The sequence below is a fragment of the Salinivibrio sp. PR932 genome (assembly GCF_001996125.1).
GTDB lineage: Bacteria > Pseudomonadota > Gammaproteobacteria > Enterobacterales > Vibrionaceae > Salinivibrio > Salinivibrio proteolyticus.
The window spans coordinates 109,622-124,062 of sequence record NZ_MUFM01000001.1; the positions used below are offsets into that span (position 1 = coordinate 109,622).

At 49.0% G+C, this 14,441-nt stretch carries 13 protein-coding genes and 1 tRNA gene; 2 read left to right on the top strand and 12 right to left on the bottom strand.

Annotated features, from left to right (window positions below; all coding sequences use genetic code 11):
- Positions 1-36 precede the first annotated feature (36 nt).
- From clpX to BZG84_RS00500, 4 genes are all read right to left on the bottom strand, one after another.
- Positions 37-1,314, bottom strand: coding sequence for an ATP-dependent protease ATP-binding subunit ClpX (gene clpX, locus BZG84_RS00485; RefSeq protein ID WP_069590558.1), 1,278 nt, complete (start codon positions 1,312-1,314; stop codon positions 37-39).
- A gap of 265 nt (positions 1,315-1,579) precedes the next feature.
- Positions 1,580-2,203, bottom strand: a complete 624-nt coding sequence (gene clpP, locus BZG84_RS00490) for an ATP-dependent Clp endopeptidase proteolytic subunit ClpP (protein WP_069590560.1) — start codon at positions 2,201-2,203, stop codon at positions 1,580-1,582.
- Positions 2,204-2,481: 278 nt separating this feature from the next.
- Positions 2,482-3,786 carry a trigger factor gene (gene tig / locus BZG84_RS00495; RefSeq protein WP_077480677.1) on the bottom strand — a complete coding sequence of 435 codons (1,305 nt, stop codon included), beginning with the start codon at positions 3,784-3,786 and terminating at the stop codon, positions 2,482-2,484.
- Positions 3,787-4,131: 345 nt separating this feature from the next.
- Positions 4,132-4,208 (bottom strand) — tRNA-Arg (locus tag BZG84_RS00500).
- A 296-nt stretch (positions 4,209-4,504) separates the two neighbouring features.
- Between BZG84_RS00500 and folD the strand changes: the two genes are divergently transcribed.
- Positions 4,505-5,362: a bifunctional methylenetetrahydrofolate dehydrogenase/methenyltetrahydrofolate cyclohydrolase FolD gene (folD, locus tag BZG84_RS00505; protein ID WP_077480675.1), complete on the top strand. Its 858-nt coding sequence runs from the start codon at positions 4,505-4,507 to the stop codon at positions 5,360-5,362.
- A 222-nt stretch (positions 5,363-5,584) separates the two neighbouring features.
- Here folD and rfaH read toward each other — a convergent pair whose 3' ends face one another.
- Entirely contained in the window at positions 5,585-6,082 is a 498-nt protein-coding gene (rfaH, locus tag BZG84_RS00510) for a transcription/translation regulatory transformer protein RfaH (protein WP_077662255.1), read from the bottom strand.
- A gap of 133 nt (positions 6,083-6,215) precedes the next feature.
- Positions 6,216-7,271, bottom strand: coding sequence for a response regulator (locus tag BZG84_RS00515; protein WP_077480671.1), 1,056 nt, complete (start codon positions 7,269-7,271; stop codon positions 6,216-6,218).
- A gap of 532 nt (positions 7,272-7,803) precedes the next feature.
- Here BZG84_RS00515 and BZG84_RS00520 point away from each other — a divergent pair.
- Positions 7,804-8,403: a Yip1 family protein gene (locus tag BZG84_RS00520; RefSeq protein ID WP_077481804.1), complete on the top strand. Its 600-nt coding sequence runs from the start codon at positions 7,804-7,806 to the stop codon at positions 8,401-8,403.
- Between the two features lie 113 nt (positions 8,404-8,516).
- Here BZG84_RS00520 and purF read toward each other — a convergent pair whose 3' ends face one another.
- The 6 genes from purF to truA all read right to left on the bottom strand — a co-directional run bounded on the left by purF (position 8,517) and on the right by truA (position 14,370).
- Positions 8,517-10,031, bottom strand: coding sequence for an amidophosphoribosyltransferase (gene purF, locus BZG84_RS00525; protein ID WP_077677921.1), 1,515 nt, complete (start codon positions 10,029-10,031; stop codon positions 8,517-8,519).
- Between the two features lie 31 nt (positions 10,032-10,062).
- Positions 10,063-10,560 carry a CvpA family protein gene (locus tag BZG84_RS00530; RefSeq protein ID WP_077455687.1) on the bottom strand — a complete coding sequence of 166 codons (498 nt, stop codon included), beginning with the start codon at positions 10,558-10,560 and terminating at the stop codon, positions 10,063-10,065.
- Between the two features lie 61 nt (positions 10,561-10,621).
- On the bottom strand, positions 10,622-11,167 hold the full coding sequence (locus tag BZG84_RS00535) for an SPOR domain-containing protein (RefSeq protein ID WP_077481800.1): 546 nt from the start codon (positions 11,165-11,167) through the stop codon (positions 10,622-10,624).
- Positions 11,168-11,179: 12 nt separating this feature from the next.
- Entirely contained in the window at positions 11,180-12,430 is a 1,251-nt protein-coding gene (gene folC / locus BZG84_RS00540; protein WP_077481798.1) for a bifunctional tetrahydrofolate synthase/dihydrofolate synthase, read from the bottom strand.
- 68 nt (positions 12,431-12,498) lie between these two features.
- Complete coding sequence (accD, locus tag BZG84_RS00545; protein WP_077481796.1) at positions 12,499-13,416, bottom strand: acetyl-CoA carboxylase, carboxyltransferase subunit beta; 918 nt, start codon at positions 13,414-13,416, stop codon at positions 12,499-12,501.
- Between the two features lie 150 nt (positions 13,417-13,566).
- Complete coding sequence (gene truA, locus BZG84_RS00550; RefSeq protein WP_077481794.1) at positions 13,567-14,370, bottom strand: tRNA pseudouridine(38-40) synthase TruA; 804 nt, start codon at positions 14,368-14,370, stop codon at positions 13,567-13,569.
- Between the last annotated feature and the right edge of the window lie 71 nt (positions 14,371-14,441).

Genomic DNA, 14,441 nt, shown 5'->3' on the forward strand with positions numbered 1-14,441 from the left:
TTTTACCACTGATAAGGTTACACGCAATACTCGCGGTTATTCACCACCAGCTGCTTGGCTATCAGCGTGTTCATATATTAATAGCGGCGCTGACTCACCACGGATCACTGATTCGTCAATCACCACCTTGCTTACCTCTTTACTCGATGGCAAGTCGTACATGGTATCCAACAACACAGCTTCTACGATTGAGCGTAGACCGCGAGCACCTGTCTTGCGTTCCATGGCTTTCTTAGCGATGGCACGAAGCGCGTCATCACGGAACTCAAGTTCAACCCCGTCTAACTCTAGCAATGCACTGTATTGCTTGGTTAGCGCGTTTTTCGGCTCTCGCAAAATCTGTACAAGCGCATGCTCGTCCAATTCTTTAAGCACCGCAGTGACAGGTAAACGGCCGATAAACTCAGGGATCAAGCCGTATTTGACCAAATCTTCTGGTTCAACTTTACCGAAAAACTCGTCCGCTGACTTGTCGCTTGCACCTCGGACTTCTGCACCAAAACCGATGCCAGATCCCTTATCGACACGCTGCTCAACCACTTTATCCAATCCAGCGAATGCACCGCCACAGATAAAGAGGATTTTCGAGGTATCAACTTGCAAGAACTCTTGTTGCGGATGCTTACGGCCACCTTGAGGTGGAACCGATGCGACTGTCCCTTCTACCAATTTGAGTAGGGCTTGCTGCACACCCTCACCCGATACGTCTCGCGTGATCGATGGGTTATCGGATTTGCGTGAGATTTTGTCAATCTCATCAATATATACAATGCCGCGCTCTGCTTTGGCGACATCATAGTCACACTTTTGCAGCAGCTTTTGGATAATGTTTTCGACGTCTTCACCGACATAACCCGCTTCGGTCAATGTGGTGGCATCCGCCATGGTAAATGGTACATCAAGGAAACGCGCAAGCGTCTCAGCCAGTAGGGTTTTACCACTACCCGTCGGGCCTATCAGCAAGATATTACTTTTGCCAAGTTCAACACCGTCGGCGCTTTTATCGCCATTGCGCAAGCGTTTGTAGTGGTTGTACACGGCAACCGACAGTACCTTTTTGGCTTGCTCTTGGCCGATAACATAATCATCCAGATGCTCACGGATTTCACGCGGCGTAGGAAGGGCATCCCCTTCACGCTTTGGCATCACTTCTTTGATTTCTTCACGGATGATGTCGTTACATAGGTCGACACATTCGTCGCAAATGTAGACCGATGGCCCAGCAATTAACTTGCGAACTTCATGTTGGCTCTTACCACAGAACGAGCAGTAAAGCAGCTTGCCGCTTCCACCGTCTTTTCGCTTGTCTGTCATTCGCTAACCTCTTTGGGGCGTTTGCCCATCGTTGCCTTTTGTTGAGTTTACAACAAATCGGCCACTTTTTCCGACCCGACACCCGCTCACATGTGTGGGAATGAGAAGTTATCCTCTCATTTCAATGCATAGCGGTATACCTTTTCTACTTGGCGCAACAATACCGGATTCCGTGCGCTCTAGCATTACATCCATGTTTGGATGTAATCCGGCGAGCCATGGTCTTTTCCGCTGTCACGCCAAGCATGTAGGGTATTCGTCTGGTTTAATCTCGTTGATTGAGTACGGCGTCAACCAAGCCATAGTCCACCGCTTCTTGAGCAGACATGAAATTATCGCGGTCCGTATCACGTTCGATAATCTCCATCGGCTGACCCGTATGCTCTGCCAGCAAGGTATTCAGGCGATGCTTGGTTTTGATCATTTCTTTGGCATGGATTTCAATATCTGACGCCTGCCCTTGGAAACCGCCAAGTGGTTGGTGAATCATCACGCGTGAGTTTGGTAGGCAATAACGCTTACCCTTTGCCCCCCCCGCAAGTAGGAAAGAGCCCATTGAACAGGCTTGGCCTGTACACAGTGTGCTCACATCCGGTTTGATGAACTGCATGGTGTCATAAATTGCCATACCGGCGGTCACCACACCACCTGGGGAGTTGATATATAGATAAATATCTTTTTCTGGATTCTCCGACTCCAAGAACAACATCTGGGCCACAATCAGGTTGGCCATTTGATCTTCTACCTGACCAGTGAGAAAAATGATGCGTTCTTTCAACAGGCGGGAGTAGATATCGTAGGAACGCTCTCCTCGCGATGTTTGTTCAACCACCATGGGAACCAAAGCATCCATGATGGGGGGCATTGCGTGTTTATCTTGATTGCTCATAGCGTAATATCCCTAATCGAATTCGTTAACTCTCGCCTTAACCAAGGTTTAGCATAAAACGCTGTAACAGGTCACTAAAATGTTATGTCGTTGATCGCAGCTGGATGATTCATCGACAATTTTCTAAGCAAAAGTTACCTTCGCTATCGCATGATTGGCGGACAGTCGAATAGAACCTTAGACGGAAAAAATGGCCCAAATGACAAGTCATTAGGGCCATTTTATGCAGATACATGAACGGGGTGTCAATGACAACACCCACGTTTTTTATTGCGTTTTTACGCTTGTGGTGCTGCGTTCATCAGATCGCTAAAGCCAACGTTGGCTTCAGAAACCTTCGCTTTACCCAACAGCGCGTCGATCGCTTGCTCTTCAAGCGCGACATTACGCATGTTTTCCATCAGCTTCTGATCTTTTTCGTAGTAAGCAACCACTTCTGCTGGATCTTCGTATGCAGAAGCCATTTCTTCGATCAGAGCTTTAACTCGCTCGTCGTCTGCTTCTAGCTCTTCTGCTTTGATCACTTCACCCAGCAGCAGGCCAACGCTAACACGACGTTTGGCTTGTTCTTCAAACAGCTCACGTGGCAGTTGTGATGCGCTGTCCATGTTGCCACCAAAGCGTTGAGCCGCTTGCTGACGCAGAACATTGATTTCTTGATCGATCAAGGCAGACGGTACGTCGATTTGGTTTTGCTCAACCAAGCCGTCAAGGACTTGCTCTTTGATCTTGTTTTTGATCGCTTGCTTCAGCTCGCGTTCCATGTTCTTACGGACTTCGGCTTTTAGGCCTTCAACGCTGCCATCCGCAATACCGAAGCGCTGAACGAACTCTTCAGTTAGCTCTGGCAATTCTTGCGCTTCAACAGTGTGAAGTTTGATCGCGAACTGCGCCGCTTTACCTTTTAGGTTCTCAGCGTGGTAGTCTTCTGGGAAGTTGACGTCGATAGTGAATTCTTCACCCGCTTTTTTGCCAACCAAGCCATCTTCGAAACCAGGGATCATGCGGCCTTGGCCCATGACTAGCTGGAAGCCTTCCGCTTTACCGCCTTCGAATTCTTCGCCGTCAATGGTACCTGTGAAGTCTAGCGTTACACGGCTATCTTCTTTTACTTCACCGTCAGCTTCAACCCAGTTCGCTTGCTGCTTACGCAGGGTAGTCAGCATTTCTTCAACGTCGCTGTCTTGTACTTCTGCGTGCGGTTTTTCAACTTCGATCGCTTCCAAACCTTGCAGTTCAACTTCTGGGTACACTTCAAATTCAGCTTTGAATACCAGATCTTTACCCGCTTCATTCTCTACCGGTGTAAAGGTTGGCGCGCCTGCTGGATTAGTTTTCTCTTGGATGATGGCTTCGATGAAATGACGCTGCATTACCTCGCCCAGCACGTCTTGGCGTACTGCATCGCCATACATGCGAGAAACCATTTTCAAAGGTACTTTACCTTTACGGAAACCATCAAAACGACGATTTTTAGCAATGTTGCGTAGCTCTTTCGTGACTGCGTCTTCAATGTTTGCAGCAGGCACAGTGATGGTCATTTGGCGCTTTAGGCCTTCGGTGGTTTCAACGGTAACTTGCATTATAAAATTAACCTCAAATTTACTCAGGGGTACTGAGTGATGTTGACCAGTTTTTACTGGTGTCATCATCCGAGCTATGAATCCGTCATAGCCCCTGCGAATCCGGATACACGCAATTGGCGTATCGAGCTATCTCATCCGAGACTGAAAATTAAGACGCGCTATTATAGCGGCACCCGTCAACTGAGTCGAGACAAGGGGCGACCGATGGCGTTTCAATATCGAAATTGGGGTGATATCTCACAATTCAACCGGGCAAGATCACATCTTTTTGTGTTTTTGCACTGTTTGGTTAGATTTTGAGCAGAAATGGGAGACTATTTTCACTAGCGAGAACAAGAGAAATGGCACGCCCTACAGGATTCGAACCTGTGACCCACGGCTTAGAAGGCCGTTGCTCTATCCAACTGAGCTAAGGGCGCAAAATAGATATGCAGCGGGGATTATAAAGCGAGGTCAGGCGTCGTCAACGGTTTTCACCGAAATGTCTAATCAGTTGCTCAAAAGCACGCCAGTTCGCGCGGCATAAAAGCCCTTTTGTGTGGTGTGCCTCCAACCAATATAAGGCGATATCTGGCACAACACCTTTGATTCACAATGACTTTGACAGTTTCTCTGCCACCAAACCACTCAAAGCAAACGTTTGCGCAATAGCTTTTAAGCCCAAAGTTTGTCACAATATCGACCCGTTTTTTGCTCTCTTAGCCAAAGGATACTTATGGCCGCACAAATCATTGATGGAAAACTGATCGCGCAAACGGTGCGTCGAGAAGTCGCAGCACGTGTTGCTGCCCGTAAAGAAGCGGGACGCCGTGCGCCCGGGCTTGCCGTGATTTTAGTGGGTGACGATCCAGCGTCACAGGTCTATGTGGGCAGTAAGCGTCGCGTCTGTGATGAAGTGGGCTTTGTCTCTCGCTCTTACGATTTGCCGTCAACCTGCTCTCAGCATGAATTACTGACGCTGATCGATACACTCAATGATGACGACACCATCGATGGTATCTTGGTGCAACTGCCTTTACCTGCGGGCATTGATGCTACCTCTGTCCTTGAACGTATCCGTCCCGACAAAGACGTCGACGGCTTCCATCCTTACAATGTGGGCCGTTTGTGCCAACGTATGCCAACCCTGCGTTCCTGCACCCCAAAAGGGATCATCACCTTACTTGACCGCTACAACGTACCTTTGCGTGGCAAACATGCCGTTGTGGTCGGTGCCTCAAACATTGTCGGCCGTCCGATGACACTAGAGTTGCTCCTCGCCGGATGTACCACAACCACTTGCCATCGTTTTACCCAAGATCTCGAAGCGCATGTACGTCAAGCCGATGTGTTAGTGGTCGCCGTCGGTAAACCTAAATTTATTCCCGGCGAGTGGATTAAGCCCGGTGCAATTGTGATTGATGTGGGGATTAATCGCATGGATAACGGCCAGCTAATCGGTGATATTGACTATGACGTGGCATACGAAAAGGCAAGCCATATCACGCCTGTTCCCGGCGGTGTTGGCCCAATGACGGTGGCGACACTGATTGAGAATACCTTGATGGCCTGCGAGCAATACCACGACGCCTAATCGTGTCATGATGAGAAGAAGCTGGCTGACCGCCGGCTTTTTTACATCAACAGCGCCGGTTCCGGCTCTGACGCTTCGAGACAATTGCTATGCCGGGAAATACATCAGCGGTATGGAATAGCAGTCAGGCCATCTGCATGTATATATAGCATTGAGCGGCCGACATCATAGATATAGGAGGCCTAAATCTCCTGACGCCAGTCACTCGCCGTGCTCTGTGATTCAACCAGCACTCACATATCGATTGTCGACGCGAAGTTCAGTCTGCTTATTAAGAATTTTGATCAACAAAATAGAGCGCATCTCGCCGTCTTTTTCCTTAAAAATCGCTTCCGCCCCTTCAAATTGCCCCGCTTGGATAGTGACCGCTTGGCCGGGTTTAAAGCCATCATTAAGCTTTTCACGCTGCTCGTCGCTATCTTCCATGATCATAAGCTGCTGGATCAGCGATTGGTCAACTTGAATAGGATGGGCGCCTTGGCGAACAAAATCGACCACGCCCCGCGTTGAGCGTACAGAGGTATATTGCACTTCTTCAGGATCGAAGTGAGCAAAGACATAATTAGGGAAAAGGGGCTCTTCAACTTGCTGGCATTTACCACGGCGAAGTTTTTCAACCGTGACGATGGGGTAATAACAGTCTACGCCTTGGCGTTTTAAGTTTTGCTCTGCGCGTTGTTGTTCAGCGCGTTTACAGTAGAGCAGATACCAATGCTTCATGTCGTTCTGTCCTTGAGATCGGCTTTCGCACTACGCCATTTAATCATAGCAACACAGCGACATGAGTATACGGATGTTAACACAATGCAGCAAGGCTGGAGGCCGCATTATAACGCGGCTTCCGCACTATTTTTTATGCAATTCTTTGGATATCCACACTGAAGCTGTTCAGTCCGACTTCACTTAGTGATACGCGCGCATCGCCCGCCCCCATATCGACATATTGGAACTGGCTATGAATGGCATCTTTCCCTAACCAGTGCGCGCTATGCAACAAGCTTGTTGTTCCACAGCTATCAACCGTTGCGGTGAGTCCCGCCGGGAAGATCTCCAGCTGATTGTCGACAGTATTTAGTACGCCAAACATGGCTCGGATTGGAGAGGCATAAGATGAAGCCCGAATCGCATCTTCGATGCGCTTCACCAAGGTGAGAAAACCACGCTCATTGACATCTTGGGTACGCACAAACTCATTGAAAAATGCCCGGATCATTAATGTCGTTGCCGTTCCATCTTCTCCCGCCGAGGCAGAATCAACAACGTAAAAGGCCATTTTTCCACCCATCAGCCACGTGTAATCGAGCACAATCGGATTCGCGTCGGCCGATTGGAGCGAATGATAGGACAAGCGCCACGCGCCTTGCTGAGAGTCTGGCTCAGGCATCAATCCCATTAAAAGCTCACGTGCACTGCCGGGGTTATGCTTCAGTGCATCTAAATGCCATTTAAGCTCGTTCTCTGAGGCACCGCGGTCAGCATCTTCACACACTTTAAACCACTGCTGACTGAAATCGTCATTCGCGCGGACATCATCGTTGGCATCATCAATCACCGTCTCAATGGCCTTTTTGACCACACTAATATCTTCTATCGGTTTAATCAGAAAATCTTTCACGCCAAACCGCAATGCTTGGGCAACATCCGTCATTCCTCCCGTGCCGGAGATAACAATCATCGGCAACATGGGATACTCCACACTCACCTCTTCAACAAATTCTAGGCCAGTCATCACTGGCATGGATAAATCGCTAATCAGTAAGTCGGGAATGGATTGACGAAGCGCTTGCAATCCCTCTAATCCGTTTTCAACCTCACGCACCGTCGCGCCTTCACGCTCGAGAAACGATGCGATCATACGGCTGAATACGGGATCGTCTTCAACGATCAAGATTTCTTTACTATGCAACACGATGCTCTCTCCTCCAGGACTGCAAAGCAGCGGCTGTCTCCCACTCGACATTACCCGATAAGAATAGTTGAACTCAAACTCTCAGGACGATAATAATGATAATTAAATCGATAAAGGGATATAAACAGCTGTTTAAAATGGAGTTTTTGTTACTGCTTTGCTAGACACCTCACTCAAGCCAACGGTCGACAGCATAAAAAAGGCTTGCAAATCAATTACTCTATCACAGTACGCTACTCGGTATTAACACGACAAAAATCCTGTCTAAAACATGAGAACCATCACACAACGTGCATTAGTTATCTACGTTTATGCCCCCTCTCTACCATTATCTATGCCTCGCTTATACGTGTAGCACTCCTTGTTCGTTCTACAGTGTGAATGCTTGCATATTCAAGCCTTTCCGACTAAATGTTAACTATATGTAAGTTTGTTTTGCGTCGGTTAATCACAGTGCATAGACAGTCTCAAACAGGGCAACCTTTTTGTGGTGGCGATTGCACCGATTCAGGAAGGATAAGTGGGGGTAGCTATGATTTTGAGTCATCTTATCGGGTTATATACTCACCCGAAAAAGGAATGGAAGACCATTGGCGAGCGACATGAAGGCGCGTCACACAGTATCGGCCATGCACTGTTATTGGCGCTGATCCCGCCAGTTTGCGCTTATTACTCCAGTGTAAACATCGGTTGGAAAATCGGGGTAGGAGAACCGATCTTTCTCACTGCACAAAGCGCATTGTTTATCGCCAGTGCAATGTACCTAGCACTAATCGGTGGTGTATGCGCGCTTGCCTACCTCACGTTGTGGATGAGTCGAACCTTTGGTTCCGCCCCCACCTATACCCAATGCTTGGAGCTGGCAGCTTACACCGCTACGCCAATTTTCATGGTTGGACTAGCAACCTTATATCCAGTTGTATGGTTTGTGATGATTATCGGGCTCATAGGGATCGCCTACTCGGTATATTTACTCTACACCGGTGTACCCATTCTTATGGAGATTCCTGAAGAGCGCGGTTTTATCTACGCAAGCTCGGTGGTCACTTGCGGTTTGGTGTTACTGGTCGCCATTTTGGCATCGTCGGTGATTCTGTGGAACGTTGGAATTGGGCCTGTGTTTACGCACTAGCATGGTGATGAATAGGGCGGCCAGCGTCTAAATGCGTTGGCGCGTGCCGTCAAAGATAAAAAAGCCGCATCGAATGCGGCTTTTTTCGTCATTATCACGCTATCCACGGGCTTTTAGCTTTCGTTGTGGATCTCCAAATTGGCAAGCTCTTGTTGTTGTTCACGAACCGTTTTTGCATCATCGCTACGTAAGCTTTGTACGTACTCCAAATACGCTTGGTCAACATCATTGGTCACGTACTCACCACTAAACACAGAGGTTTCAAAACGTTCTATGGCTGGGTTCGCCTCACCGACCGCGGCAACAAGATCGCTTAAGTCTTGATATATCAAACCGTCGGCACCAATCAGTTTGGTAATTTCATCCACTTCTCGTCCATGAGCAATCAGCTCATTAGCACTGGGCATATCAATACCATACACGTTGGGGAAGCGCACTTCTGGTGCTGCGGAAGCGATATACACTTCTTTCGCACCGGCTTCACGCGCCATTTCAATGATCTGCTCCGACGTCGTACCACGCACAATCGAGTCATCAACCAATAAAACACGTTTGTCTTTAAACTCCGAGCGAATTGCATTGAGCTTGCGGCGTACTGATTTACGGCGCATTTGTTGACCGGGCATGATAAACGTGCGGCCTACATAGCGGTTTTTTACAAACCCTTGTCGATAGGGCTTGCCGAGCACCTGTGCAATTTCGAGCGCAATATCACAGGACGTTTCAGGAATCGGGATGACCACATCAATGTCCATGTCTTCCCATTCACGCTGTATTTTCGCACCCAATTTTTGTCCCATACGAACGCGCGCACCATACACCGAGATTTTATCGATAAACGAATCAGGGCGAGAGAAATAAACGAACTCAAAAATACACGGGTGCAAACTTGGTGAGGCTGCACATTGGCACGTGTGAAGTTGACCATCGAAAGTAATGTAGACGGCTTCACCCGGGGCCACATCACGAACAAAGTCAAAACCAACCGCATCAAGTGCAACCGACTCTGAAGCAACCATGTATTCAACTTGGCCTTGCTCTTCACGCTTGCCCAAACACAGGGGACGAATACCATGCGGGTCACGGAAGGCAATCATGCCATGACCAATAATCATGGATACCACCGCGTAGGCACCCGATACCTGCTCATGCACCGAGCGGACGGCAGCAAACATATCATCGGCGGTAAGCGGATGTGACACGGCGTTAGAAAGCTGGTGCGCAAGCACGTTGAGGAGGATTTCAGAATCTGAGGTGGTATTTAGGTGGCGGCGGTCTTTTTCAAACAAGGAATGACGGAGCGCTTCTGCATTGGTCAAATTCCCATTATGCGCCAAGGTTATTCCATAGGGAGAGTTGACATAAAATGGCTGCGCTTCTGAGGCACTAGAACTGCCGGCGGTTGGATAACGCACATGGCCAATACCGACATGACCTTGTAAACGTTGCATATGTTTGAGTTGAAAAACATCCTTCACCAAGCCGTTTGCTTTGCGAAGGCGGAAACGATTGTCGTCGATGGTGACAATCCCGGCTGCATCTTGGCCGCGGTGCTGTAGCACCGTTAACGCATCATAGATGGACTGGTTGACCGGATTGGCCCCTACGATTCCAACAATACCACACATGTCAGCTATTCCTTGTTACGCGTAAACCAGCCTAAGACCCCGCGATCTTAGGTAAGAAACTGGAACTGTTCTCGAGGTAGTTAAAGAACCATTCAATAACCACAGCAAAATTAGGAATCAGTTCAGATTGTCCCCATGCTTGGGTTTTTGATACTGACGTAAACGCATCCAAGAAAAACAAGACTGCGGCGACAATCAACACCCCACGAACACTTCCGAACACAATCCCCAACACTCTATCTGTCCCTGATAGTCCTGTTTTTTGCACTAACTGGGCAATCACATAATTGACCACTGCACCCACAATGAGGGTAGCAATAAACAGTAAGGCAATAGCGGTTCCGTTACGGATCACCGCATCCTGTATGTTGGTGAGATACACCGCAAGTTGCGGATAAAATTGGCTGGCGACAAAAAAAGCACCAAACCAAATAACCAAAGACAATGCCTCTTTGACAAAGCCTCGGATAACGCTAACCAGCGCCGAAAAACCAATGACGCCAAGAATCAGGTAATCAATCCAAATCATGTTATTCACTTGCTCGAGACGCGCGCATTCTAACAGAAAAAATGCTCACGCAAACGTTTTCTTATTGGGTGAGTGGGTCAAATTTGCGCAATTGCCCTTTCAACCCGGTGAGAGATTCTAAGTCTGCCAATTGAGATTCCAGTGTGTTTTTAGACACATTTGGACCTACAACCACTTTGGCAAGGTCATCAGGTTTCAGATCCCGTGGCAAAATATGGGCTTGATAACCTTTCTCACGCAATTGGCTAACCAACCGGCGCGCATTGTCCTGATTGCGGAAGGTACCAAGACGAATCATCCACGCACCATCTGCCGTGGCGATCGACTCAGATGCCGTTGAGTCAGGGGGCGTTTCACGCTGATGGGATACGCTCCCTTCTTCGTCGGTCGTTTTTACCGAGGTGTCAGGCACAGCAACATCGGCCACTTGTGGTTCAGCAATCGGGGTTTCTGTCACAGACGCATCAAAATCATCGCGCAGAGGAATACTTTCATAGCTCTCTTGATAGTGCTCTTTTTTGCCATCCAGAACATCTGGCAAAAAAATCACCCCCATTGACACCAATACCAGCGTACCGACTAATCGTTTTTGCAACTTACTGGCCACATCGACTCCGTTTTAATTAATCTGTTCACTCACTTGCCCCACGGTATGGAACGACCCGAATACGACCACACAATCACGCTCGGGTTCCGCCGCTTGGTAGGCCGCTTGATAAGCGTGATAAGGGGTGTCAAATCGCTCCTCTGCGTTTACGGGCAAAGCACTCGCCGGAGCCCCCCGCGCGACACTCAAGGAAGCAGGATACCAATGGTCAACAATTCCCTCAAAGCACGCTAACGTGCCGGCAATATCTTTATCTGCCAGCATAGCAACCACAGCATGGATGTTTCCGCCTCTATCCTGCTTAATGGTCGCTAACCTATCCGCCAAATATTGCGCAGCGTGCGGGTTATGAGCGACGTCAAACACGGTGTAAGGCTGGCTTGAAATAACTTGCATCCGGCCAGGCACAGTGAGGGTTCGCAATGCCTCGGTGATGTGCGTGTCAGCGATATCCAGCTCTGCGACCCCAAGCGCCATTAATGCCGTTGCGGCATTTTGCATAGGAATATGAGGAACTGGCAGCGCATCCATATCAAAGGCACCGGCATGCCAACACCAAGTATCACCTTGCTGTACATAGTGATACTGATAACCAATTTGATACAAGTCTGCACCAATCGCGTCCGCATGCGCAGCAACACTCGGAGGAGGCGCAGGTTGACCACAAATCGCCGGTTTACCCGCACGGAAAATCCCCGCCTTTTCATACCCGATTTGGTCGATGTCATCGCCGAGCCAATCACAATGATCCAGCGCTAGACTGGTGATCACTGATACGTCATGCTCGACCACATTCGTTGCGTCTAAGCGTCCCCCAAGGCCGACCTCTAGGATCACCACATCAAGCTCATGCTGCTTAAAAAGCTGTAACGCCGCCAAGGTACCAAACTCAAAAAAGCTCAGGCTGGTTTCTCCGCGCGCTTGCTCAATGGCGGCGAATGCTTGGCAATGCGCCGCATCGTCTAATGGTTTGCCATTAACACGCACGCGTTCGTTGTAATGAACAAGGTGAGGAGAGCTATATACGCCAGTGCGATAGCCCGCATTCTGCAAGATCGCCTCGAGCAGTGCACAGGTCGTTCCCTTCCCGTTGGTACCCGCCACCGTTATGATCTTTGGAGCAGGTTTGGTCAGTTGCGCATGCTCGGCAACGTGGGCAACGCGTTCTAAACCTAAGTCAATCGCGCTGGTATGGATGGATTCAAGATAAGACAGCCACGTCGATAGCGGGGACGTGGCTGTAGGAATGCATTGTTCAGACATTAACTTGGTCAGTTGCTACATGATGGGTAGATAATACCAAGGATAACGCTGAGGAACACGGTCAAATCTTACTCTTGAGAAGCAGATTGCTCGTCTTCTTGTGGCTTGTCTTGTTCAACGTCAACCACCAATGGTGATTTTACATTGCTCAGCTTCGCAAGCAGCCCTGCCAAGCGCTGACGCATTTCGCGACGATCAACAATCATGTCGATGGCACCATGCTCGAGCAAGAATTCACTGGTCTGAAAGCCTTCAGGTAACTTTTCACGTACCGTTTGCTCAATCACGCGACGGCCCGCAAAACCAATGATGGCTTTAGGTTCCGCGACATTGACGTCGCCAAGCATTGCGAAACTGGCGGTGACGCCACCATAGGTTGGATCGGTCATCACCGAGATAAACGGCAGCTTATGGCGAGAAAGACGCTCCAGCGCAGCGCTAGTTTTTGCCATCTGCATCAGCGACATCAAAGCTTCTTGCATACGCGCGCCACCGCTGGCAGAAAAACACACCAGACCACAATTATTCTCGATCGCAGTTTCTACTGCTTTCACAAAACGCGCACCTACAACGGCACCCATTGAGCCACCCATGAACTTAAATTCAAAGGCACAGGCAACCACGGGAACCTCTAACACGGTTCCTTTCATGACGATCAGTGCGTCCTTCTCACCACTCGATTTTTGTGCCGCAGAAAGGCGGTCTTTATATTTTTTCGAGTCACGAAACTTCAGCACATCTTTCGGCTCAAGCTCAGCGGCAATCTCTTCGCGACCGTCTTTGTCGAGAAACACATCAAGGCGGCGACGAGCAGGAATGCGCATGTGATGATCACACTTAGGGCACACCTCTAGGTTACGCTCTACATCTGCGTGATAAAGCACTTGGTCACAGGACGTACACTTGGTCCACACCCCTTCAGGAATGGATGCTTTGCGCGATGAACCAATGTTGCTTTTCGTTAGGATTTTTTCAAGCCAGCTCATGGACAACCTTTACTTAATCATGGGCGTCCGCATAGGACGTCCATCTTGGATTCGTAACAAATTAGACCGAATTAAATCACAAGTCAGTCAGACTTGGGATAAAAAACTGGTACTACCTATTCTTCGCTCTACCCTTTGACGCGCTACTATTTAAGCCCGTTTAATGACCTCATCGGGTAAAAACAGGGGGCCAATCGGCGCATCGGGCAGCGCAAACTCTTGCGGATAATCAACCTCAACCAAATACAAGCCTTCCGCTTTGGCGGTGGCGGCCGCTAAGGTGCGATCTTTTTGGGCCAACAGCCATTCAATCCATTCGGGAGGATGTTCTTTTCGGCCCACAGCCATCAAGCTACCTGCGATATTCCGCACCATATGATGAACAAATGCATTCGCTTTAATATCGATGATAATGTAACGCTCGCGACGACTCACCGATAAATGCATCACATTTCGCCACGGTGATTTTGACTGACACTGCGCAGCGCGGAACGAGGAAAAGTCGTTTTCCCCCAGTAAGTACTGACCGGCCTGATGCATTAAGGTTTCATCCAACTCACCATAATAATGGCTAACCCCCTTGGCTAAAATGCCCGGACGTAGAGGGTGATTGTAGATGATATAGCGGTAACGACGTGCGGTCGCGCTAAACCGAGCGTGAAAGCTGTCAGGCACCTCTTTTGCCCAACGAACAGCAATCGCATCCGGTAAATTGGCATTAACACCCAGTGTCCATGCTTTTAACGGCCGCTGGCTATCCACATCAAAGTGCACCACTTGACCAGTGCCATGGACACCAGCATCGGTTCGTCCAGCACATTGAACATCGACAGTTTGGTTAGCCACGACGGATAAAGCACGCTCTAGGTGCGCTTGTACGCTGGTAACTTCTCGTTGGCGCTGCCAACCGTAAAACTGCGCTCCATCATATTCAATGCCTAACGCGACTCTCATGCTTGTGCCTTTTCGTTTACTCACTATTAAGGCGCCGCATTATATACGTAATGCATGCGATGTGCAGGTCC